At 61.9% G+C, this 23,086-nt stretch carries 19 protein-coding genes; 7 read left to right on the top strand and 12 right to left on the bottom strand.

All coding sequences use genetic code 11. The features are described 5' to 3' along the window. Positions 1 to 62: 62 nt before the first annotated feature. From AC04MD_RS18510 to AC04MD_RS18475, 8 genes are all read right to left on the bottom strand, one after another. Positions 63 to 809, bottom strand: a complete 747-nt coding sequence (locus tag AC04MD_RS18510) for a hypothetical protein (RefSeq protein WP_454259009.1) — start codon at positions 807 to 809, stop codon at positions 63 to 65. Positions 810 to 831: 22 nt separating this feature from the next. After that, complete coding sequence (locus tag AC04MD_RS18505) at positions 832 to 1,203, bottom strand: diacylglycerol kinase (RefSeq protein ID WP_056881660.1); 372 nt, start codon at positions 1,201 to 1,203, stop codon at positions 832 to 834. 108 nt (positions 1,204 to 1,311) lie between these two features. Beyond that, entirely contained in the window at positions 1,312 to 3,030 is a 1,719-nt protein-coding gene (locus AC04MD_RS18500) for a phosphoethanolamine transferase (RefSeq protein WP_185894172.1), read from the bottom strand. After that, on the bottom strand, positions 3,023 to 3,919 hold the full coding sequence (locus tag AC04MD_RS18495; RefSeq protein ID WP_449301637.1) for a cation diffusion facilitator family transporter: 897 nt from the start codon (positions 3,917 to 3,919) through the stop codon (positions 3,023 to 3,025). The genes AC04MD_RS18500 and AC04MD_RS18495 overlap by 8 nt, the downstream gene beginning before the upstream one ends. 81 nt (positions 3,920 to 4,000) lie before the next feature. Then, positions 4,001 to 7,189: an efflux RND transporter permease subunit gene (locus tag AC04MD_RS18490; RefSeq protein WP_449301638.1), complete on the bottom strand. Its 3,189-nt coding sequence runs from the start codon at positions 7,187 to 7,189 to the stop codon at positions 4,001 to 4,003. A gap of 10 nt (positions 7,190 to 7,199) precedes the next feature. Further along, positions 7,200 to 8,237 carry an efflux RND transporter periplasmic adaptor subunit gene (locus tag AC04MD_RS18485; RefSeq protein ID WP_475498677.1) on the bottom strand — a complete coding sequence of 346 codons (1,038 nt, stop codon included), beginning with the start codon at positions 8,235 to 8,237 and terminating at the stop codon, positions 7,200 to 7,202. A 10-nt stretch (positions 8,238 to 8,247) separates the two neighbouring features. Then, positions 8,248 to 9,516 (bottom strand): TolC family protein, encoded by a 1,269-nt coding sequence (locus AC04MD_RS18480; RefSeq protein WP_327482779.1) that lies wholly within the window; start codon positions 9,514 to 9,516, stop codon positions 8,248 to 8,250. Positions 9,517 to 9,570: 54 nt separating this feature from the next. Continuing rightward, entirely contained in the window at positions 9,571 to 9,975 is a 405-nt protein-coding gene (locus AC04MD_RS18475) for a hypothetical protein (protein ID WP_187572539.1), read from the bottom strand. Between the two features lie 151 nt (positions 9,976 to 10,126). Between AC04MD_RS18475 and AC04MD_RS18470 the strand changes: the two genes are divergently transcribed. Together AC04MD_RS18470 and AC04MD_RS18465 are read left to right on the top strand one after the other, a co-directional pair. Next, positions 10,127 to 10,489, top strand: coding sequence for a hypothetical protein (locus tag AC04MD_RS18470; RefSeq protein ID WP_475498676.1), 363 nt, complete (start codon positions 10,127 to 10,129; stop codon positions 10,487 to 10,489). 137 nt (positions 10,490 to 10,626) lie between these two features. Beyond that, on the top strand, positions 10,627 to 13,119 hold the full coding sequence (locus tag AC04MD_RS18465; protein ID WP_334180534.1) for a heavy metal translocating P-type ATPase: 2,493 nt from the start codon (positions 10,627 to 10,629) through the stop codon (positions 13,117 to 13,119). A 105-nt stretch (positions 13,120 to 13,224) separates the two neighbouring features. On the opposite strand, the gene AC04MD_RS18460 is transcribed toward AC04MD_RS18465, so the two are convergent. After that, a complete protein-coding gene (locus AC04MD_RS18460) occupies positions 13,225 to 13,851 on the bottom strand; it encodes a DsbA family protein (protein WP_271249857.1) in 627 nt (208 codons plus the stop codon). A gap of 224 nt (positions 13,852 to 14,075) precedes the next feature. On the opposite strand from AC04MD_RS18460, the gene AC04MD_RS18455 reads away from it, so the two are divergent. The 4 genes from AC04MD_RS18455 (at position 14,076) to AC04MD_RS18440 (ending at position 18,253) form a co-directional block, all read left to right on the top strand. Next, complete coding sequence (locus AC04MD_RS18455; protein WP_475498675.1) at positions 14,076 to 16,154, top strand: hypothetical protein; 2,079 nt, start codon at positions 14,076 to 14,078, stop codon at positions 16,152 to 16,154. Positions 16,155 to 16,208: 54 nt separating this feature from the next. Further along, positions 16,209 to 16,886 (top strand): DUF6988 family protein, encoded by a 678-nt coding sequence (locus tag AC04MD_RS18450; RefSeq protein WP_271249855.1) that lies wholly within the window; start codon positions 16,209 to 16,211, stop codon positions 16,884 to 16,886. Between the two features lie 254 nt (positions 16,887 to 17,140). Then, positions 17,141 to 17,575, top strand: a complete 435-nt coding sequence (locus AC04MD_RS18445) for a nuclear transport factor 2 family protein (RefSeq protein WP_271249854.1) — start codon at positions 17,141 to 17,143, stop codon at positions 17,573 to 17,575. A 138-nt stretch (positions 17,576 to 17,713) separates the two neighbouring features. Next, positions 17,714 to 18,253, top strand: a complete 540-nt coding sequence (locus tag AC04MD_RS18440) for a hypothetical protein (protein ID WP_475498674.1) — start codon at positions 17,714 to 17,716, stop codon at positions 18,251 to 18,253. 171 nt (positions 18,254 to 18,424) lie between these two features. Here the strand turns inward: AC04MD_RS18440 and AC04MD_RS18435 are convergent, their stop codons facing one another. Continuing rightward, positions 18,425 to 18,640, bottom strand: a complete 216-nt coding sequence (locus AC04MD_RS18435; RefSeq protein WP_129545979.1) for a hypothetical protein — start codon at positions 18,638 to 18,640, stop codon at positions 18,425 to 18,427. Beyond that, positions 18,637 to 18,840, bottom strand: a complete 204-nt coding sequence (locus AC04MD_RS18430; RefSeq protein ID WP_000131876.1) for a hypothetical protein — start codon at positions 18,838 to 18,840, stop codon at positions 18,637 to 18,639. The genes AC04MD_RS18435 and AC04MD_RS18430 overlap by 4 nt, the downstream gene beginning before the upstream one ends. A gap of 336 nt (positions 18,841 to 19,176) precedes the next feature. Here AC04MD_RS18430 and sul2 point away from each other — a divergent pair, with 336 nt between their 5' ends. Beyond that, positions 19,177 to 19,992, top strand: a complete 816-nt coding sequence (gene sul2, locus AC04MD_RS18425; protein WP_001043260.1) for a sulfonamide-resistant dihydropteroate synthase Sul2 — start codon at positions 19,177 to 19,179, stop codon at positions 19,990 to 19,992. Positions 19,993 to 20,111: 119 nt separating this feature from the next. On the opposite strand, the gene AC04MD_RS18420 is transcribed toward sul2, so the two are convergent. Next, positions 20,112 to 23,072 carry a Tn3 family transposase gene (locus AC04MD_RS18420; protein WP_021201841.1) on the bottom strand — a complete coding sequence of 987 codons (2,961 nt, stop codon included), beginning with the start codon at positions 23,070 to 23,072 and terminating at the stop codon, positions 20,112 to 20,114. Positions 23,073 to 23,086: the final 14 nt, after the last annotated feature.

Here is a 23,086-nt window from a genome sequence, read left to right as displayed (position 1 = left end):
GACGTATCGCTCGTGCAAACAGAGGAAATGAACGCGAAAACTTTGGTGCGGGATCGCGTGATCTAGTAGCGACGCCGGCGCTTTCGTCCGCCGTGCGGCGGCGGCCCGGGCGGGCCTTTGCGCGAACGCGGCGACGTCCCGTCCGGTGGGGACGGCCGTTTCTGATGGCGGGGAAAGGGATTGCCGAAGCTCTCGATCACCGGCGATGACAGGGCGCGTGCCTGCTCAATCGAAGCTCTGAATTTGGCCGCCGACACCCAGGCTGCGATCGCTGCCAGGGCCGACGTCACCCCCAGCCACGGCGCGGCGCCCTGCATGCCCATGCGGGTGGCGACAGTGGACTGCAGGACCGCGGTGATGGCGAACAGAGCGCCGTAGATCACGCTCAGCACAAGGCCCGTGCGCCGCCGACGCCCCTGCGTGACCTGCAGGGGTCTGGCCATCAGCGCTGCCGCGATGGCCAGCGCATAGAACGGCGCCTCCAAAGCGGCGACCACCGTGCCGGCAGTGCCCACGGACCGATAGGCGATGAGCAAGCCCAGCACCATTACCGGGGCGGCCACCAGCAACTCACGCGGGCGTGGCCGCATCGCAGCCGCGAACTCGGACAGATACCGGCGATCGTCGCGCTTGAACGCCACCAGCAGATCCAGCGCATGCAGGGTGACCACCACCCAGAACAGCGCGCCGGTCAGCACCACCGTGCTGCTGAGGATGACGGTCAGGCCATCGGGGTGGGGAATCGACATCGCCGATTTGAGGCCCCAGCCCACCGCAAAGATCAGTGCTGCTAAAAGGATGTACGCCATATCAACCTCCAGCCCGATGACATCAGCTGGCCAAGATGGCCAGCCATGTCAGGGCGGTAACCGCCAACGTCATGAAAACCGCAGCCGAGCCCATGTCTTTGGCACGACCGGCTAGTTCGTGATGCTCGGGGCCGTAGCGCTCGATGACCGCCTCGATCGCCGAGTTGAGTAGTTCGACCGGCAGCACCAGCAAGACCGTGGTGGCCAGCAGGGCGCGCTCTACACCGGTCTCGCCCAGCAGCAGGCCCAACGGTGCGAGCACCAGGGCGAGCACAACCTCGAGCCGAAAGGACGACTCATGCAGCCAGGCCGCACGCAGTCCTTGAGCAGACCAACGTGCCGCCATCATCAAACGCTTGGGACCACGCGGCAGGTGGCCATAACCGTCAGCCATGGGAAATTCCTTCAGAAGAAGTGGGTGCCTGCTCCAAGCGCGAGGCGCGAAGCGGCCGAAGGCCCGGCAACAGATGCCGGGCAAGAGGTGAGGGGCCATACGGGAGCCTCATGGCGAGGCTCCTGCCGTGGTCTGGCATCCCGAGAACACATCCAGCTTCGGGTCGTAAGCCGTGGTGCTGACCTGCATCAGACCGAGCACCGAATGGAACAAGTTGTCGTGACTGATCGGCTGGCTTGCCCGACTGCGCACACACGCGGTGTTGACGCCCTTGCCGCTGGCCATGCCCGGTGAGAGCCAGGCCACCATCGGCACCTTGATCTGGGTGTCCGGCGCAATGGAGTAGGGCAAGCCGTGCAGATAGACGTTGCCCTCGCCCAGCGACTCGCCGTGATCGGAGACATAGATCATCGCCGTGTCGTGCGTGGTGTCCTGCGAGAGCATCTGGATCGTCTTGGACAGGAAGTCATCCGTCTCCAGGATGGCGTTGTCGTAGGCGTTGACGATCTCCTGCCGCGTGCAGCTGCCAAGATCCGCGGAACGACAGTCAGGCCGGAACTGGCGCAGCGCTTCCGGATAGCGCTTGAAGTACGCCGGCCCGTGATTACCCAGTTGATGCAGGACCACCACCGTGTCGCCGGGGTTGTCATCGATCACATCGTGCAAGCCCTGCAGCATCACCGCATCACGGCAGGCTTGGTCATCGCACAGCGAGCTGTCCGGCGGCTTGCGGTAGGACTCGAAGGACAAGCCATCGCAGACGCCCTTGCAGCCGGTCTGGTTGTCCCGCCACAACGTCTTGACGCCGGCCCGCTCCAGCACGTGCAGCAGCGACTCGGAGCCCACGATGTTCTCGCGGTCGTAGTTGCGCCGGCCCGCAAGGGAGAACATGCAGGGCACGGAGACTTCCGTGTTGGACCCGCACGCGGTGACGTCGCTGAAGTTGATGACATTCAACTTCGACAGCTGTGGCGTGGTCTGCCGTTCGTAGCCGTTGAGTCCCCAGTTCTGGGCGCGCACGGTTTCACCGACTACAACCACCAGCAGGTGGGGTTTGGTCGATGGCGCATGCACCTGTTGCTTGGCATCGGCAGCCACCACTTGCCGTGGGCCCTTCGGACTCTTGGCTTCCTCGCTGAGTACGCGGGAGATGGAGACGATGTAATTGCCCGGCGCGATCAGATAGCGAAGCGCCTTGTCATTGCGCATCAGCGATGACAGATCCTGGAAGGTCGCCATCACCCCGACGCAGGCAATCAGCAACATCGCGCCCAAGAACAACGTGCGCCGCAACAACGCTCGCTTGATCGACACCCGAGGAAAGTGCACCAGCCACAGCGCGGCGGCAGGCAGCACGCCCATCAACAGGACGGTCCCCAGCATGTCCCACGTCAGTAGCTCGCGCGCCTCCTGCGTATCGGTCCTGATCACGTTCCGGACCATGCTCGGATCCAGATAGACCGCGTACGTGCTGGCGAAGTAAGCCGCCGAGGCGGTGGCCACCAGCAGGACCGCCAGAACAGGTCGGGCAATCCAGCGGTTGAGCACCACGCCGAACAGCAACGCATGCAAGCCGACCAGGGCGGCGGTCACCCCGATGTAGAAACGCAGCTCTCGCGCGCCGCTCAGGACGCCTGACTCTTTGACACTGGCCCAGAAGGCGCCGTTTGCGGTGAACGCAAAGAAGACGGCAACCATCAGGACGACCAGCTCCAGGCTCAGCGCCACCCGCCAACGCGGACGGTGTGCACTGGTTGAACCTCGGAGCGATGTGTCTTGGAATCGGGCGAACACCTTGCGGAAACTCGCTCGATTCCGGTCAGGCATGGCCCACCTCGCTTTTGCACGAAGTGCGTTCCACCTGCAATGTCACATCATGGATATCGAACTGCTGCTCGATCACCCGGGTGAGCTCGACCTGGATCGTCTGCGGGTCGGGCACTCCCGCGGCCAGGACGATGTGAGCCGTCAGCACGACCTGCCCGGTCCCTAGCGACCACACATGAAGGTCGTGGACCTCTTGCACGGCCGGCATCTCGATCAGCCGCTTACGGATGGCCGCCACATCCATGCCTTCCGGCACCCCCTGCATCAGGATATGGCCGGCCCGCTTGAGCAGGGTCCAGGTACGGGGTAGCACCCACAAGCCGATCAACACCGCAATGATCGGATCGACCAGCGTCCAACCCGTGACCTTGATGACGATTGCGCCAATGATCACGCCCACCGATCCGAGCATGTCGCTCCAGACCTCCAGGTAGGCACCCTTCACATTCAGGCTGGTGCCACTGCCGGCGCGTAGCAGGCGCATGGAGATCAGGTTGACGATCAAACCCAGGATGGCGATCACCAACATACCCGTGGACGCAACTTCCGGCGGCTCACGAAAACGTCCCACCGCTTCCCACAGGATGTAACCGGCGACCACGAACAACAGACCGCCGTTGATGATCGCGCCGAAGGCTTCCATACGGGCATAGCCATAGGTGCGGCGAGCATCAGCCGGACGTCGACTCATACGCACCGCGATCAACGACACGGTGAGGGCGATGACATCGGTCATCATGTGCGCCGCATCGGACAGCAGCGCCAAACTGTTTGTTACCAGACCGCCGATGATCTCGGCGATGAGGAACGTGGAAGTCAGACCGAGCGCCCACCATAGGGGCTTCTCGTACCGGATCTCGGACGTTCCATGATCATGCCCTGTGCTCATGCGTGTTCTCCTGGGAACAGATGCAAAAGAGCGGCGAGGAACGGGGTAGGGCGGCGGTGCGTACACCGCCGCCGTGCCCTGTCACGATTTCATGTGCGCCGGGGTGCGATTGAAGCGGGTGTGCACCCACCGGTAGAACACCGGCAGTACCACCAGCGTCAGCAACGTGGAGGAGATGATTCCGCCGATGACCACGGTGGCCAGCGGACGCTGCACCTCCGAGCCGGCACCCACGTTCAGCGCCATCGGCACGAAGCCCAGCGAGGCCACCAGCGCGGTCATCAGCACGGGTCGCAAGCGGGTAAGCGCGCCTTCGCGAATGGCTTCGGCCATCGGCTGACCGCTCTCACGCAGGCTGCGGATGAAGCTGATCATCACCAGGCCGTTGAGCACCGCCACACCGGACAGGGCGATAAAGCCCACGCCGGCCGAGATCGACAGCGGAATCCCGCGCAGCGCCAACGCCAGCACGCCACCGGTCAAGGCCAGCGGGACACCGCTGAAGACGATGAGCGCGTCCTTGGCCGAACCAAAGGCCATGAACAGAAGGGCGAAGATCAGCACCAGGGTCACCGGCACCACGATGGACAGACGCTTGCTGGCCGAGATCAGCTGCTCGAAGCTGCCGCCGTATTCGATCCAGTAGCCGGTAGGCACCGTCACCTGTTGATCGATGGCGGACTGCAGTTCGGAGACGAAGCTACCCAGATCGCGGTCACGGACATTGGCGGTCACGATGATGCGCCGCTTGCCGTTCTCACGATTGATCTGGTTCGCCCCCTCGGAGATCTCCACGCGCGCCACCGAACTCAGCGGTACGACCTGCGCCTGAGCGGCGTTGGCCTGTGTACCCACCGACTCATCAGCCTGGTTGGCCGCAATGGCCGCCGTCAGCGAGATGGGCAATGCCGAGAGCGCCGTGGGATCCAGTCGCTGCTGTTCTGGCAAACGGACCACGATGTCGAAGCGTCGATCGCCCTCAAACAGCTGACCGGCGACTTCACCACCGATGGCCGTGGCCACGTTGCGCTGCACGTCAGCCGGATTCAGGCCATAGCGTGCCAAGGCATCCCGATCGGGGAGCACCGAGAGCATGGGCAGGCCAGCAGCCTGTTCCAGGCGAACGTCAGCTGCACCGGGTACCTTGCGGGCGGCGGCCTCGATCTTCTGGCCCACTTCCAGCAACGTATCCAGGTCATCGCCGTACAGGTTGATCGCCACGTCCGCACGCACGCCCGAAATCAGCTCGTTGGTGCGCATCTGGATCGGCTGGGTGAACTCGTAGTTGTTGCCGGGGATCTTCTTCATCTCCGCCTCAACTTCCGCCACCAGGTCCGCCTTGAGCTTGCGCGGGTTGGGCCACTGATCACGCGGCTTGACCATCACGAAGGTGTCAGCCACCGACGGCGGCATCGGGTCGGAGGCGACCTCAGCCGTACCGATCTTCGACCACACGCGCTCCACTTCCGGGAACTGCAGCAACCGTTCTTCCACAATGCGCTGCATACCCAAGGACTGAGTCATGCTGGTGCCGGGAATACGCATGGCCTGAAGCGCGAAATCGCCTTCATCCAAGCTGGGAACAAACTCGCTACCCATGCGAGAGGCGAGCAGCCCACTGCCAACCAGCAGGGCAACCGCGCCAACGGCCACCAGCTTTCCGCTACGCAGGCTCAGATCCAGCAAAGGTTCATAGCGCCCTCGGAACCAGCGCATCAACCAGTTTTCCTTCTCTTCGACCTTGCCACCGAGCAACATCGCCACGGCAGCCGGTACGAAGGTCAGGGACAGGATCATCGCGCCCGTCAGCGCCAGCACCACGGTGATGGCCATCGGGTGGAACATCTTTCCTTCCACACCGGTCAGGGCAAAGATCGGCAGGTAGACGGCGGTGATGATGCCCAGACCGAACAAGCTCGGACGGATCACTTCAGCCGAGGCGCTGGAGGCCACTTCAAAGCGCTCTTCCAGCGTCATCTCACGCCCGAGTTCATGCTGACGCTCGCCAAAGCGACGCAGGCAGTTCTCGATGATGATGACGGCACCGTCCACGATCAGACCGAAGTCCAGGGCGCCCAGGCTCATCAGGTTGGCCGACACGCCACCGCGCGCCATACCGGTCAGGGTGAACAGCATCGACAGCGGAATCACCGCGGCCGTAATCAATGCCGCACGGAAGTTACCCAGCAGCAGGAACAGGATAACGATGACGAGCAACGCGCCTTCGATCAGGTTCTTGGCAACCGTGGTAATCGTGCGATCCACCAGCGAGGTACGGTCGTACACCGGCGTGGCGGTCACGCCCTTGGGCAGACTCTTGGCCGCTTCCTGAAGCTTGGCGGCCGCGGCTTGGGAAACGTCACGGCTGTTGGAACCCACCAGCATGACCACCGAACCAAGCACGACTTCGTGGCCATTCTGGGTCGCCGCACCCGTACGCAGTTCTTCACCGTCGGCCACATTGGCCAGATCACGAACCCGAATCGGCACGCCATCACGACGGGTGACGACGATCTTCTGGATGGCGGGAATGTCCGAGACCTGGGCCGGTACACGCACCAGGAACTGCTGGCCGTTACGTTCGATGTAGCCGGCGCCCACGTTCTGGTTGTTGGCCTGCAGGGCCGTGACCACATCTTCAAAGGTCAGATCCAGCGAGCGCAGCTTGGCCGGATCGGGCGTGACGTGAACCTCACGCTTGAACCCGCCCATGGTGTTGACTTCGGTCACACCCGGAACGTTGCGCAGTTGCGGACGAATCACCCAATCCTGCAGCGTACGCAGATCGGTGGCGGTGTAAGGCGTGCCATCGGGTTTGCGGGCTTTGGGATCGGCATCGATGGTGTAGGAGAAGATCTCGCCCATGCCGGTGGCAATCGGACCCAGGGTGGGTTCGATACCTTCGGGCATTTGCGCTTTCACCTGCGCCACGCGCTCGGAGACCTGCTGCCGGGCAAAGTAGATGTCCGTGCCGTCCTTGAACACGACGGTGACTTGGGACAGCCCGTAGCGGGAGATCGAGCGGAAGTACTCCATCTTCGGCAGACCGGCCATGGCCGTCTCGATGGGGAAGGTGACGCGTTGTTCCGCTTCCAGCGGCGAGTAGCCGGCCGCTTCGGTGTTGATCTGAACCTGGACGTTGGTGATGTCGGGGGTGACATCGATAGGGATCTGACGGGCACTCCAGATGCCGATGGCGATCAAGGCCACCGTCAACGTCATGACCAGCCAGCGATGATTAATCGCGACTTTTATGATTTTTTCGAGCATGACGGTCTCCTTAGTGCGCGTGTGTCGCGCCGGACTTTTCGATGTCCGCCTTGACCAGGTAGCTCTGGGTCACCACGATGTCCTCGCCGGCCTTCACGCCTTCCAGCACGGCCACTTGCGTGGAGTCACGATCACCCAGCTTCACCGGCCGCGCCGTGTAGGTATCGCCGTCACGCACAAACACCACGTCCTTGCCGTCCATGCTCTGGATGGCCGACTGCGGAATCACAACGCCCGCATCGCTGGTGGACATCGTGATTTGCGCTTTGACTGCAGTGCCTGGACGCCAGAAGCCATCCTCGTTGGGCAGTGCGGCACGGGCGACCAGGCTCTGGCTCGCCGTTGAGGTGCTGGGCAGCACGCGTTCGATGGTCGTCGTCGCACTGACGTTGTCGTACAGGCGGCTAACCGTGACGGCCACGCCCGGACGCAGGTACTGCGCATCGGCCCCGAACACATGCAGGTCGACCCACACCTTGGATAGGTTGCCGATCTCAAACAGCGGCTGGCCTTCGGCGGCTACGCCACCGACACTGCCCTGTCGACTGAGGACGACGCCGCTGATGGGTGCGGTGATGGTGTAGCTGGTGAGGCTGAGATTGCTGTGCACCACGGCCAGCGCTTGGCCTTGACGAACGGTGTCGCCCACGTTGGCGCGCAGGGCACGCACCACACCGGGATAGCGAGCGGTGACCTGGGCCACGCCGCCTTCCATCGGCGTCAGCACGCCTTGGACTTCCAATTCGTTCTTGATGGCTCCCTCACTGACCTTCGCGACTTTCACGCCACTCTTGTCAGCTTCTTCCTGCGGGATCGTGGTCTTCTCGGCACCTTCTTCTTCATGACCGCCGGCTTCCTCACCGTGGCCAGCTTCCCCTTCCTCGTGCCCGGCTTCGCCTTCGGCGCCGTGATCGTCACCCTCAGCGCTGGCCTCTTTGGCAGGCGCCGTTTTCTCTTCCGTGGCGTCCTTGGAACCACCGCAAGCGGCCAGCATCAGGACAGCGCCCAGCAGCAACGTCGGAGCTGCAATCTTTGCAACGTTCTTCATTTGGAAATCCTTATGGGGTGGTGGTGCCGCTGGCGACGATCGGCTGCCCGGTCAGGCGCTGGATCTCGATCAGGGCAGCTTGTGCGTCGACGGCCACTTGCAGCTGGCGCACGCTGGCTTCCACGCGTTGCGCCTGCAGCTGCGACCACTCCAGATAGCTGATCGCACCGGCTTTCCACGCGTACTCGGCGGCCTTCTCAGCCTTCTCCAAGCGCGGGATCACGTCGGTACGCAGGCGACCGACTTCCAAACGGGCGGTGGAGTAGTTGCCGTAGGCGTTGGTCAGCGCGGAGTACAGATCGATGCGCAGGGATTCGCGTTCGATCGGCGTCATGGCCAGTTCGGCTTCTGCAGCACGGATACCCGGTGCGGCACGGCGTGCCGATCCCAGTGGAATGCTGATGCCGGCCATGAACCCCACATCGCTGGTGGCACGGTTGTAGCGTCCACCGGCCTGCCACTGCAGATCAGGCGTTGCTTGCGTGCGGGCCAGACGGAGTTGGGCCTCACGCACACGCTCCACGCCCGCCAACTCAGCAAGCTCGGGCGTGTTCTGCAGGTAGTCACTCAGTGCATTGAAGCTCTGCAGTTCCGGCAGCACCAAGGGATTGCCCGCGGCCACGGTGAAGCTGGGCGTGCGCTCATTCCACAAGGCCGCCAGGTTCTGGCGCGTGGCCGCTTCATCGGCAATGGCACGATCCCGATCCAGCTCGGCCGTGGCCAAGGCAGCCTGTGCGGTGAGCACGACGGACTCGGGCGAGGCACCGGCGGTCAGGCGGGTACGTGCTGCATCGACAGCGCGCCTGCGTTGGACGATGTCCAACTCGGCGATGCTCTTGCGCTTGGTCGCTGCGGTAACCGCCAGATAGCGCTGCGCCGTCTCAGCCAGCAGGTCCAGCCGCGCCATCTCGCGCTGCGGTGCCAACGTATCAATGTTGGCCAGCGCCAGGGCTTGTCGGGCGTTGAGCTTGCCGCCGCGCTCGATCACGCCAGCCAGAGTGACGGTGAGCTCGGCCTCGCTGAAACCGCGGTAATTGCCGGTGCCGAGCGTGTTTTCGATGGTTGCGCCGAGTGTCATCGGGGGCTTGAGGGCCGCCGATGCCAAGTTGGCATCCAGGACCTGACGACGTCCGTCGAAGATGCGCAGGTCAGGGTGTGTCGTGGCAACGCGCGCGATGGCGTCGTCCAACGAAAGGGTAGAAGAAGGCGCCGTCCCCGTCTGCGCGTACGCAACGGGCACGACCAAAAAGGCAGCGCATGCTGCCAGTCGCAACCACATGAGGTATCTCCGATTAGGCGAAAAAACGATGCACCGGCAAGCCGGCGTGCAGCGTTAGGCCGTAATCGGAGGACGGGTCAGGGACAGCGGCTGCAGGGAATCCAGCGGCTGGATCTCGTGCACAGGCGCGATCGCCTGAGGAGCGAGCGGTTCGACCACAAGGGCGGGCGAGGGAATAGCCACCGGGTGGCCGCAGGCATGGGCGCCATGGACCAGCGCGTGCAGCAGATCGCCGGCCGAACCCTCGTCCTGATCGCCGGCATCCTGATCAACCACCGCGCTGGTGGCGTCATCGCTGACATCGCAGTGCTCGGGATCGGCATGATCGGCCACGGCCTGGGCCGACTCGTGGATATCGCCCACGGCCGCCAGCACCGGATTGGCCACCACCGCGAACAACAGCAGTGCCAGCGCCGGCAGGCGCAGGAATCGGCTGAGTTGGCGTAGGGCACGCGTCATGGTGCGCGCATGGTAGTCAGTCCCTTGCGCGTTAGACAATCACGCAATTCAGGAAACTGTCATCGCGCTGCAGCGTTAGGGTGTAACAGCGCTTGGCGTGCGCGACCGGGTTGGGTATCGTCGGGCCATTCGTGCAGCCCGGGACCCCCGCGTGCGCCTTCTGACCGCCCATCCCCGATCCTGGCTCGCCTTGGGCGCGCTGTGGCTGATCGTGGCGGCGGTGCTGGCCCATCCGGTCCTGACCCAGCTCGGGCAGCTGCATGGTCTGGAGCACAGCGCGCCGCACCTGCGCGCAGCCGCGCATGCGCACGATGCCAAGGGCGAGGTGCCCGATGAGCACACCAAGGGAGCGCACAGCCTGTTCCATCACTCGGACGTGTGCGCACACGCGGTGATCCTGCCGGACTTCCCGGCCCCTGGGCCGCTCATCCCCGGCCAGGCCTATACGCCCATCGCCGCGGTCCTGGCGCTGGCCCAGCGCTCTACGCACCCCTTACGCCCACCCATCGCGTGATCGCGCCGGCGCACGCCGCCTTGGCGTAGCCGCTGCTTCGGGATCGCGTGCGCCGGTCGCAACGACCGTGCTGTCGCGTGGCACTCACTTGCGCTGTGGACACTCAGGTTCATCTGCGCAGCACTTACGAGATCGATATGGATACCTCCCCTGGCAAGTTGCGCCTGGACATTCCCGTTGTGCTTCCCCACGTGCGGGATGCCGCCGATGCGTGCATCGAGCGCCTGCAGAGCGAACTGCTCGCACGCCCCGGTGTGGATCGCGTCCACATTCGACCTGCCGAAGGGGAGGGGCTGGGCCAGCTGTGCGTGCACTTCGATCCGCAGGTGATGTCGCTGGCCCGCATTCGCGAGCTGGCCCAGGCCGCGGGCGCACGTGTCACCGAAAGCTTCGGCCACCTCACCTGGACGGTCACCGGCATCGGACATGAGCGACGCGCCCGCACGGTGGCCGAACAGATGAGCTCGGTGTTCGGCGTGCTGGAAGCCCGCGCCAGCTCGGCCGGCACGGTGTACCTGGAGTTCGAGCGCGAGAAGATCGACGAGGGCGGGTTGGAGGCCTCTCTCAAGCGCATGGGCGTTACACGCGTGGTGACGGGCAAGCCGTCCCAGCACGAGGATCATGCCGGTCATGCGCATGACGGCAAACAAGGGGAGCACGGAGAGGAGAAGCACGACCACGACCACACTGGCGGCCTGCTCGGCCCCAACACCGAGCTGATCTTCGCCCTGACCTGTGGTGCGTTGCTGCTGGTGGGCTTTCTGATCGAGAAGTTCGCCGCCTCATTGCCGGGGTGGTTGCCCACCGCCTGCTATATCGGTGCGTATGTCTTTGGCGGCGCCTACACGCTGCGCGAGGCCTACGACAACCTCAAGCTCAAGCGCTTTGAAATCGACACCTTGATGCTGGTCGCCGCCGCCGGCGCCGCCGCGCTGGGCTCCTGGGCCGAAGGTGCGTTGCTGCTGTTCCTTTTCAGCTTGGGTCACGCGCTGGAGCACTACGCGATGGGACGCGCCAAGCGCGCCATCGAAGCGCTGGCCGAACTCGCGCCGGATACGGCGATCGTCATCCGCGGCGAGTCCACCACCGAGATTCCGGTCGGCGACCTGCAGCTCGGTGATCGGGTACTGGTGCGTCCCAACGAGCGCCTGCCGGCCGATGGATTCCTGCTGAAGGGCAACTCCAGCATCAACCAGGCACCGGTGACCGGCGAGTCCATCCCGGTGGACAAGCGGCCGGTGGAGGATGCCGCGCAGGCACGGAGCCGGCCCGACAGTGTCGATGCGGCCAGTCGGGTCTTCGCAGGCACCATCAATGGGGCCGGTGCGATCGAAGTGGAAGTGACCAAGCGCGCCGAGGACTCCGCGCTGGCGCGGGTGGTGAAGATGGTGAGCGAGGCCGAGACGCGCAAGTCGGCCACCCAGCGCTTCACCGATCGCTTCGAGCGGATATTCGTGCCTGCGGTACTGGCGCTGGCGTTCCTGCTGCTGTTTGCCTGGGTGGTGGTGGATGAGCCGTTCCGCGACAGCTTCTATCGCGCCATGGCCGTGCTGGTGGCCGCCAGTCCGTGCGCGTTGGCCATCGCCACCCCGAGCGCGGTCCTGTCCGGCATCGCCCGCGCGGCGCGTGGGGGCGTGCTGATCAAGGGCGGCGCGCCGCTGGAGGATCTGGGTTCGTTGAAGGCGATGGCCTTCGACAAGACCGGCACCCTGACCGAAGGGCGCCCGCGCATCACCGATGTGGTGCCGGTGGACGGGGCGTCGGAGACCGAGCTGCTGCAGGTGGCGGTCGCGGTGGAGTCGCTGAGTGATCATCCGTTGGCCGCCGCGATCGCGCGTGATGGTCGCAGCCGATTGGATGCGGGTAAGTTGCCAACGGCCTCGGACTTGGAAAACCTGATCGGCCGCGGCGTCAAAGCCCGTCTGGGCGATCAGCCGGTATGGATCGGCAAGGCCGAGATGTTCGGCGCAGACGGGGTTCCTGCCCTGGGCGCCGCCGCGGCAGAGGCCATCGCCGCGTTACGCGAGCAGGGCAGGACGACCATGGTCGTGCGGTTGGGCGATCGGGAGCTCGGCGCGATCGGCTTGATGGACACGCCACGCGAGGCGGCCAAGCAGGCGCTGGTGCGCCTGAAGGCCATGGGCATCGAGCGCATGATCATGATCTCCGGCGATCACCAGAAGGTGGCCCAGGCCGTGGCCAAGGAGGTCGGCCTGGACGAGGCGTGGGGCGACCTGATGCCCGAAGACAAGGTCGAGGCGATCCGCAAGCTGCGCGAACAGGACAAGGTCGCCATGGTTGGCGACGGCGTCAACGATGCGCCTGCGATGGCCAACGCCACTGTCGGCATCGCCATGGGCGCGGCCGGCTCGGACGTGGCCCTGGAAACGGCCGATGTGGCGTTGATGGCCGATGACCTGAAGCACCTGCCATTCGCCGTGGGCCTGAGTCGTCACACGCGCGGCATCATCCGGCAGAACGTCTTCGTCAGCCTCGGCATCGTCGCCTTCCTGGTGCCGGCCACGATTTTCGGGCTCGGCATCGGTCCGGCGGTGGCCGTGCACGAAGGCTCCACATTGTTGGTGGTCTTCAACGCACTGCGTCTGTTGGCCTATAAGGACAGGTCCTAGCGCCACAGCCTCAAGCTGATGACCTCACGGTCGCGGCAGTGCCACGTCGAGATCCTTCTCCACGTCGTCACGGCCTGCCGAATACGTCGGCAGGCCGCGCCAAGGTCAGGGCTTCTTTCGGGTGCGCTGGAGTTCGGCTGCCACGAGCGCGCTCAGTTGCTGAGGCCCCAGTTCGGAAAGCAGCTTGCCGTTGACGAAGAATGTCGGCGTGCCGCGAATGTCGGCCGCTTCCACGGCGGCCACTTCGCGCTTGATCAGGGTCTCGACGGCCCCGGTCGCCAGATAGCGCTCTGCGCGTACACGGTCCAGGCCCGCGGCGACGGCGAACTCCCACACCTTCTTCGGGTCCGACGCGCCATGGCTGGCCCAGACAGGCTGGTTTCGCATCAAGGTCTCCAGCACCGGCTCAAACTTCTTCTGTTCCCGGGCCGCTTCCAGCACACCAATCGCTTCCTTGGAGACCTGCCCATGGAAGGGCACGTAGCGGATCACCAGACGCACGTCCTTGGGATAGGCAGCCAGCAGTTGCTTCACGTGGGGATACATCGCGCGGCAGGACTCGCAGGCCGGGTCGAAGAACTCCACGATTGTGACCGGCGCCGTTACTGGCCCCAGGGAAGGCGCGCCGGCAGGCGCCAGGGAGGCCGCGCGATTGGGTGTCTGCGCCACCGCTTGGCCTACTGACAGTAGCAGGCTGAATCCAAGCGCGATGAGGATGGATTTGTAAGACATCAGCGGTCATCTCCACACTAAAGAGCAGACATTGTTACGCAAGCCGAAGAGTATGACTATCGACCCCAATCAGCCTCCCCTCGCAAGAAGGGGTCATTGATGTCGTCGCGGTGCAGCGGGCTAGCGAGAGGCTGTAAACGGCGACTAGCCGATCTCCGCGGAACAAACTAAATTCACCACAGAGCTCTCGCCGTGGTGAGCGAAGGGAATAGGACCTGACGACTATGGACGTGCGACTCGCAACTTTTAGCAGTGATGAAATCAACCGCTATGGCTACTCAATCGGAGTCCAGGCACTAGCGGGTGCCCTTGAACAGGCATGGGAGGGGACGCCCATGTTCGTCAGCCACGATTATCACAGACTACTAGGAGTATCACGTCCCATTGGCTTGCAGCTCCACGCAAGCCGGGCGCTTCTTAGGGGTGAGATATGCCTGGCTACTACAGACGATGACGTCGTACACGCCGAACTATTCGCTCGTCGATTCTTCGCCAGAAAAATTCTGGAAGTAGATCCAGATGAGAAAGCGGCCTTGCTCGCACTTCTGAAAGAAGCACCCTCAGTGAACTCCTGGATGATGAGAAGGGAATGCGTCACCGTCATCGACGCCGGGATTGCAAAGCGTCAGTTCCCAGATCTCTTCCCAACGAATGACGCGGACAAGCGCAGCCTGATCAACATCAGCGAACTCGATGCGATCGCTCCTGGCGTTTTTAAGATAGGCGAGTTGGTGGTCTTCGCTCATCGCTACTTCCGTCGCTCACTCTCTCAGATAAACAACACGAATGAGGCTTTCCTACGCAAGTTCATAGAACTGAAGAAAAATTCAGAACTTGTCGTCAAAATCGCGCTCGATCCAGATTCGCTTGGATTAGCCTCCAGCTACTTGACACCCATCGAGCTGGAGTACTGGCGAGGTCCCAAGTTCGATGATGACTTGACCTCCATCCCGGTTGGCGTGTCTGTGCACAAGGCCTCAGAACGCGAGCGCTTTTTCCATTGCGTAGATAGAACCGAATTTTTCTGGCACACACAGAATGGAACGCGATCTTTCGAGTGCGAGGAGTTGTTAGATCAAGAGTCGCTTGGCATTGGCGCTGATGCTTATGGCTGCCGATACGCGCACTCCATCATCGACGATGGCACTGGCTTGCCAAACCATCTTGATGGTGCAATTCGAGTCTACGATACGGAGCAGTACCTGGAGAGGATCGATACAGATATCTCCAAGGCAGGCAAGAAGAGTCACTATGTCAAGCTGTGGCGCGTGGACGGTCCACTGGAGCTAGCAACGTGGAGGGAGCTTGTTTGCGATTTTTATAGGGGCAACCCACTGCCAGGCGAATATCTCAGTGCGCCCCCTCAAGACGCGATGGCGGGCACTCAAGAGCCAGAACTGCAAGCGCCACGTAGCGACCTGATGCCCTTGGAAATTGCAGAGCGGAACAGCGTGCAGATTGCCGTTTCTTATCACTATTCCGATGAATACCCGGACGTACCCGCTTGCGGTCTAGTTCCAGGGATAGGCGTCAACGACAATGGGATATCCATCAAGACGATTGAACTTTCTGCGCTTGACCTTGTGAAGCTCACCCAGAGGGAGCTTGGTCATCAGATTCTTCTATCACCAGACATTGTCCATGTGGCCATTGAAGACATGGATATCAACCATCCGCTTGTGATCTTCAGCGGTGCAAGTGCAGCTACTGCGGCTAACACTTGGAAGTCTGCGCTCAGCAAGATCTGCGAACGATTCAACTCACGGGGCGAAAAGCGCTTTATTACGGCGAATGTGGGAATTGACTACGGCGAAGTAACCATCAGATTTGCTTTCGCTGGATTTGCAGGCCCGCTAGCTAACGCCGCTACCAATCTGGAGGCATTTCCTGCGTCATTGGACCAGATTGGCATCTGGTGCACGTCGAGCTATGACTACCTAAAACAGAATTTCGATAACACTGGACTCGCATCGGAAGTATCCGACTTGTTCCGGCTCGATGGGACTTTCAGGCTAGATAGACCCTACATTGACCCGAGCTTGCTACTGATAGACGAGAAAAATACTGTCTCAATCAGGCTGCCCCCTGAGGAGGTGTTGGTTGCTGAAGCGCTCGACGTCGGCCAACTATCCGCAGTTACATCTGTCTATGTAAGAGCTTGCACATGCGCCGGCTGCAACTCCAGCTATCTAAGTTGTTCCTGCTCCGCTTTGGTGGACGAAGATGTCAGCGTCTCATGCGAGAGAATAGAAAAGTTTCGGTTGGTCATGACGGAGCGACCTGCCGATAGGCTTCCAGCTTAATGCTGACGAGAGTCATCCTACGAACCTCAGGCTTGAAGACTGCAGTATTTTCGAATGATCCCTGATTCAGCCGATGCCGAGCCTGTCAAGGCTGATCTTCAACAGCTCATCCAGCGGTCGGGCGAGCTAACCGCCCAAATTATCTCGGCCTGGCAATCGGTGGAGCGGCCGAATGATCCGTCCTCACATGCTGCTGAAGGCCTGTGCTCACTGGCCATTGAGCATGCCGTGGCGACCCAGTCACTCCTAGGTGCGTTCCCGGCGTCGGCCATTGCCCTGATTCGCCCCCAGTTCGAAAGCCTGGTACGGGCCGTATGGGCCAAGCATGCGGCAAGCCCATCCGATCTGGATCGCCTGATCGCGCCTCTGAGCGCCCAAAGTCAGCAGGCCGCCAAGAAGCTGCCCGCCGTTCCCGAGATGCTGGCGCGACTGGAAGAGCGTGGGCCGCGCGGCGCGGCGGCCTTGCTCGCCAAAGCGCGTTCGCGGTTGGGGGATGGATTGAATTCGTTTGTGCACGGCGGCATCCATCCTTTTGCGCGCAATCGTGATGGCTATCCGATCAGCCTGCTGATCGACATGCAGAAGAACTCCAATGCACTTTCATTCCTGACCTTGATCGTTCTGGTCGAGATCACGCTGGATCCTGACGTCTCGGCCTTTATGGCCACACTGCATCAGGAATTCGACGATGTCTTGCCAGCGTTAGAGCCCTTTGATGTGCCAGCGGCTTGATGGATCGCAGGGCCAGACAAGCGGGCACGTTCCGAAGCCATTGACGGGCATGCTGGCGCGATCAAGGGGCGGGCGTGCGCCTGCTTGTTAGTGGCCCCTCTCGGCCCTAAGATCCAGCGAAATCGCAGAGGTGGTTGGCGATACGATGCGCTACTGACGGCGGCGATGGCCCGTCACACGACGCTGGCGCTTGGGACGTTGGACACCATGAGGTGACTGCAATGATCTTCGCAAGATTTTCCCGAATAGCGGCCATGGCTTTGCTGATATCGACCATAGGCGTTAGCGCCCCGGCACAGGCTTCGTCAGCGGCCAACGACCAAGACAAGGCAGTTGAAGCAGTTCGACAGATGTTCGTCGCCTTGACGAATGACGATGCGGCCTTGTTCAACTCCGTCACCTCCGCGGACTTTTACGCCTTTGATGTAGGCAAGCGGTTTGATGGGAATGCCTTATTGCAGCTTGTTAAGCAAGCTCACGCCGCCGGGAAGATCTATGAGTGGAAGGTCACCGAGCCTGAGGTTCGCGTTGATGGAAGCACTGCGTTGGTCACCTATGTAAATCAAGGCTCACTCAAAAGTGCGACCGACCTGACGCAGCTGAGCTGGCTAGAGTCGGCAGTACTTCGGAAAGAAGGCGGCGAGTGGCGCATCCACTTTTTCCACAGCACCCGGGTTCCATCGGAATGACTCGGCTAATGTCTAACGGGGGTTCAGCCGACATACGTGTAAAAATCGCTCACAAGATCCGTTTTTATCCATTGAATCAGCTGGTTAGAGAATATTTTCTGGCGCCAAGACTATGCCGCCAACGCCAGTTCGATCAAGATGAGCCAGGACCAGACCAGCTACGCCGAACGGGTGGCCGATCTGGGGCTTGAACGGGGCATCGAGGGCAGCAGGGCCACACACCAGCGAGTTAAAACCCACTATGGGGCGATCCAGCAGGCAGGCCGAGACGTGCCACACCTGACGCCTGACGAGCTGAAACCCCAGAAGGTCAAGGGGGTGTCACTGGCCGAGAAGGTGTTCGGAGCCGTGGAGACGGTCGAAGGGGTGGCGCAAAGGTTGAACGCCAAAATAATGGGGTCTGTGCAGCCGATGGCCGAGAAAGCCGCTGTAAGCGCCCAGAACGAGCGAAGAGCCAAGGAGCTAAGGGAAACCCTAGCCCAGCAGCAAAAACGCTTACAGGCCCTTCAGGAGCCGTTTAAGGGGCTATCCAAGGATCAGGTAGCGGGACTGATCCGGCAGGCGGTGAAATTGCGGCAGGAGAACGAGCAGGAGAAGCAGGAGCGCGCCCAGCAGATCAAAGAGCGATTCAAGGCCAAGCGGGAACGGGAGCGCAGCGACCGCAGCAGGGGCCGTTAACCCTTTTCAACCAACCCTAAACCACTTTCAACCAACCCTAAGCAACCGGGGTGTAAGGGCTGGCAGTAATCGCGCGGATTTACAGGCACGTCGGATATGTTTACAAAAACTCCGTTTTTGACACATATCCCGTGCCAAAGGGTGCCCCTTTGAAACCCTCCAGCGCCCCGCTCAATCGCGGGGCAGGGTGACGCGGTGGGGTAGGTCGGGACTGGGGCCGTCCTCGTCCAGGAACGCCACTTCGGCGCGTTCCAGGGTGCAGCCATCGAGGTTCAATTCTTCCATGTCCTTGAGGGTGAAAACCCCCGCCTCCTCGCGGCTCTTGGTGTACCCGTAGCCCTTGGGTTTCCAGTACTCCAGACCTGTCTTGATGTAATACATGCTCATGGCCATACCTCGTCCTTGAGTTTCGATATAACGGAATCCAGCGCCGTTCTGGTGGTGCCGTCCAGCGTGTCTATACCCCTGTCGTAAGCCTCCAAAACAGCGGCCATTTCAGCGGCTGTGATGCTGATAGTGGCCGTGGTGTCCCTTACGATATGGGAGTAATCAGGCTTGCCGAAAAGGGCTTTGAGTGGATCTGTCATGGCTGATCTCCAAACATATCAAGCGTGTCTGTATCCCACTCTATTGTAAACAAGACATTTTTATCTTTTATATTCAATGGCTTATTTTCCTGCTAATTGGTAATACCATGAAAAATACCATGCTCAGAAAAGGCTTAACAATATTTTGAAAAATTGCCTACTGAGCGCTGCCGCACAGCTCCATAGGCCGCTTTCCTGGCTTTGCTTCCAGATGTATGCTCTTCTGCTCCTGCAGCTAATGGATCACCGCAAACAGGTTACTCGCCTGGGGATTCCCTTTCGACCCGAGCATCCGTATGAGACTCATGCTCGATTATTATTATTATAGAAGCCCCCATGAATAAATCGCTCATCATTTTCGGCATCGTCAACATAACCTCGGACAGTTTCTCCGATGGAGGCCGGTATCTGGCGCCAGACGCAGCCATTGCGCAGGCGCGTAAGCTGATGGCCGAGGGGGCAGATGTGATCGACCTCGGTCCGGCATCCAGCAATCCCGACGCCGCGCCTGTTTCGTCCGACACAGAAATCGCGCGTATCGCGCCGGTGCTGGACGCGCTCAAGGCAGATGGCATTCCCGTCTCGCTCGACAGTTATCAACCCGCGACGCAAGCCTATGCCTTGTCGCGTGGTGTGGCCTATCTCAATGATATTCGCGGTTTTCCAGACGCTGCGTTCTATCCGCAATTGGCGAAATCATCTGCCAAACTCGTCGTTATGCATTCGGTGCAAGACGGGCAGGCAGATCGGCGCGAGGCACCCGCTGGCGACATCATGGATCACATTGCGGCGTTCTTTGACGCGCGCATCGCGGCGCTGACGGGTGCCGGTATCAAACGCAACCGCCTTGTCCTTGATCCCGGCATGGGGTTTTTTCTGGGGGCTGCTCCCGAAACCTCGCTCTCGGTGCTGGCGCGGTTCGATGAATTGCGGCTGCGCTTCGATTTGCCGGTGCTTCTGTCTGTTTCGCGCAAATCCTTTCTGCGCGCGCTCACAGGCCGTGGTCCGGGGGATGTCGGGGCCGCGACACTCGCTGCAGAGCTTGCCGCCGCCGCAGGTGGAGCTGACTTCATCCGCACACACGAGCCGCGCCCCTTGCGCGACGGGCTGGCGGTATTGGCGGCGCTGAAAGAAACCGCAAGAATTCGTTAACTGCACATTCGGGATATTTCTCTATATGGGGTTCAGCCGACATACGTGTAAAAATCGCTCACAAGATCCGTTTTTATCCATTGAATCAGCTGGTTAGAGAATATTTTCTGGCGCCAAGACTATGCCGCCAACGCCAGTTCGATCTCATACGGTTCCGGAATCGCCTCTACATCGATCAGGTAGTCGCCGAACCGCTTCACGTGGCTGGTCACGTACGGGCTGAGCGAAGCCACGTCCTCCCGGGTGATCTTCCACCCCTGTCGTATCAGCGACTTCATGATCCGGGTCTGCTCGACCACGTTGTAGAAGATGACAGCATTGGAGACCAGATCGTTGTATTTGACGGCCTTCTCCTGCTCGACAGGGTCGTTGTCGGCAATCACCCCTTCCCCGCCGAAGAAGAAATACTTCGCGAAGCCGTTGTAGGCCTCCACCTTGTTGGTCGAGGCGGTGATCTGCTCGCGCAGCTCGCGGTTGGAGATGTACTGCAACAGGAACAAGGTGCGCACGGCCGCACCGAGCGCCTTGAAGGCCTGGTACAGACGGTTCTTGCGGCTGTAGTTGCCCAGTTTGCGCAGCAGCGTCGAGGCCGCGATCTTGCCGGTCTTGATCGAGAGCACGACCTGCATCAGGTCCTTCCAGTGGGTCTCGATCAGGTCCCAGTCGACCGTGTCGCGGAACAACGGCTCGATGTGCTCGTAGCGGATGTCCTCGTCCGGGCGGAAGAACTTGTACTCGCGCCAGTTGCGGATGCGCGGCATCAGCTGGATGCCCAGCAGGTGCGAGAGCCCGAACACCGGCAGCGACTGCCCCTGCGTGTCGGCATGGACGGTGTCGGGCTGGATGTCGGAGGTGTTCTTCAGTAGGCCGTCGATGATGTAGACCGCCTCCCAGACGCCGCACGGGATGAAGTGGCTGAACAACGCCACGTAGGTGTCGGAGACGTGGTGGTAAGCGATGCCGCCGTAACCGCCATAGCGGATGTGGTACGACGCCAGCAAGTTCTGGTCGTAGAGGTCGTACTTGGTGCCGTCGGCGGCGGCGCTCTTGCCGTCGCCCCAGAATTTGGGGAGCTGCAGGCCAGCGTAGCTGTTGATGATGTCGCGGCAGGCCGCCGCCAGCTTGTTGGCGTCCACGTGCCGGCGGTTGACGAACGACAGCATGTGTGCCGAGACGGCGCCGCGCAGGTGCCGGGCGGCCTGGGCCGGCCCGAGGTTGCAGCCGTAGGTGAAGGCGGTGAGGACGTAGCGTTCGGTTGGCTGTTCGATCTTGGTGTCCGAGCCGGACAACGGCCCGAAGTGTCGGGTCCAGCGTGTCCAGTGAGCCACGTCGCACAGGATTTCGATGACGCTGCGTTCGCGCAGGCGGTCGAGAATCGCGGTCTCCAGGGCACGGGCGCCGCTGCTCATCTCCTTGGCCTTGCTGCGCTTGAGCACAGGGATACCGTCCTCGCCGATGACGACCTGGCCGTTCTCCAGATAGCCCTGATCGGTCAGCTCGGCGACCTGCATCAGGCGTGATTGCAGCGCATTGACGAAGCCCACGGCCGTTGCCGGCAGGCCGACCTGGCCGCAGTAGTCCTCCAGCATGGGCTCGCATTGCTCCCACGGCAGCAACTGCTCGCGGTAGTCGGCGTAGGTTTCCGATCCGCGCACGGCCACGTCGCCCGATTTCAGTTCGTTGGCCAGCGACGAGAACACGCAGACCTCGAACAGGCGCCGGTGGATGCGCTCCTCGCCCTGTTCGGTGCGATGGACGATGCTCTTGCGCCAGAGTTGGGTAGTGAACGCCAGATCGACCGGTTCATCCAGCCAATCGCCGCGGGCCCGTTCCTGCGTCAGGATCAGCTCGATCGCATCGATGAGCGAGCGATCCTCCGTGGTCGAGGCCAGATCCAGCATGCGCACCATCCGCAGGATGGTGGCACGATGGCTCTTGTAGAACGGCCACAGCAGCGGCAAATGGTTGTCACCACTGTGCGCCGCGATGGCATTGCAGTCGGCCTGGAGGGTCTGCACGCCGCCGTGGGCGTTGACCAGGCGCCGGATTTCCCGGCCCGCCTCAGTGTCGCCGGGATGATGGTCAAGGACGCGAACCACGTCCGACATCGTCGCCACGATCGCTTCGGTCTTCTCGCGGTAGCGTGCCCGCAACCGCTCAAGCTCCTCGCGGCCGCGATTGTGGATATTGCCCATGCGTTTGATGAACATCTCCGCGAGATCGTCACGGGTCTGGACGCGGGCCCGGTGGATCAGGCACACCAGTACGGCGTAGCGCTTGGCGGGACGAAACTTGCGCAACTCGGAGGCATCCAGCGCCCGTGCCTCTGCGGCGAAGTGTCTGCGCTTGATTTCCGGAATGCCAGCGAGGTGCAACTCGCTGCCGACCAACTCGCCCAGTTCGGCGATGTGGTCGATCAGTTCCTGGAAGTGCTGCAGCGAAGCGCGCTTGGGCAGGCGCTTGATCGCGTGCAGCGGGCTCTTCTTGCGCCCCTCTTCGACCTGCAGGAGACCTTCAAGGCGCTGCTTTTCGTCGACGGTCAGCCGCGCTTCGATCTGGGCGAAATAGCGACCGTTGACCAGCGTGCGAATGCGCCGCGTCAAGCGGTCTAGGGTGGAAAACGCCGGCAGCTCGACGCGATCGCGCACGAGCTGTTCGATAGCCACGTTGATGAGGTCCGCCGGGTTGTCCATGACTGCGGCGGCTTCGTATACCGCCCGTGCCGCGATCTTCAGGCCGCCATCGCTGTAAGCCCGGACTTGCAGGAACTGGCGGATCCGGCGGTAATAGCGATAGCGCGAGGCGTTGGCGAGGACCGCCGGCTTGACCTGCACCCTCAGTTTCAGCGCGCCGCGGATATGGCGGACCACTGCCGGCGGCACTTCGTCCAACGCAGGGAAATATCCCAGCCGTTGGAAGGTCTTGATCAGGATCGCCAATGTCAGGCGGTGCGCGGGCTGCCGGGTACTCTCGGCAACAAAGGCCAGTTCGGCGTCGGTCGGCGTGTAGGCCGCAACCAGTTCGCGTACGACGGGGTTGCGCTTGAATTGCGGGTATGCGGTCCGTTCAATCGACGCCATTCGGTATCCTCAGG

The organism is Pseudoxanthomonas sp. LjRoot206, assembly GCF_056175725.1.
Note: the sequence above shows the minus strand (reverse complement) of the source record. Positions and strands in the feature narration are given on the sequence as shown.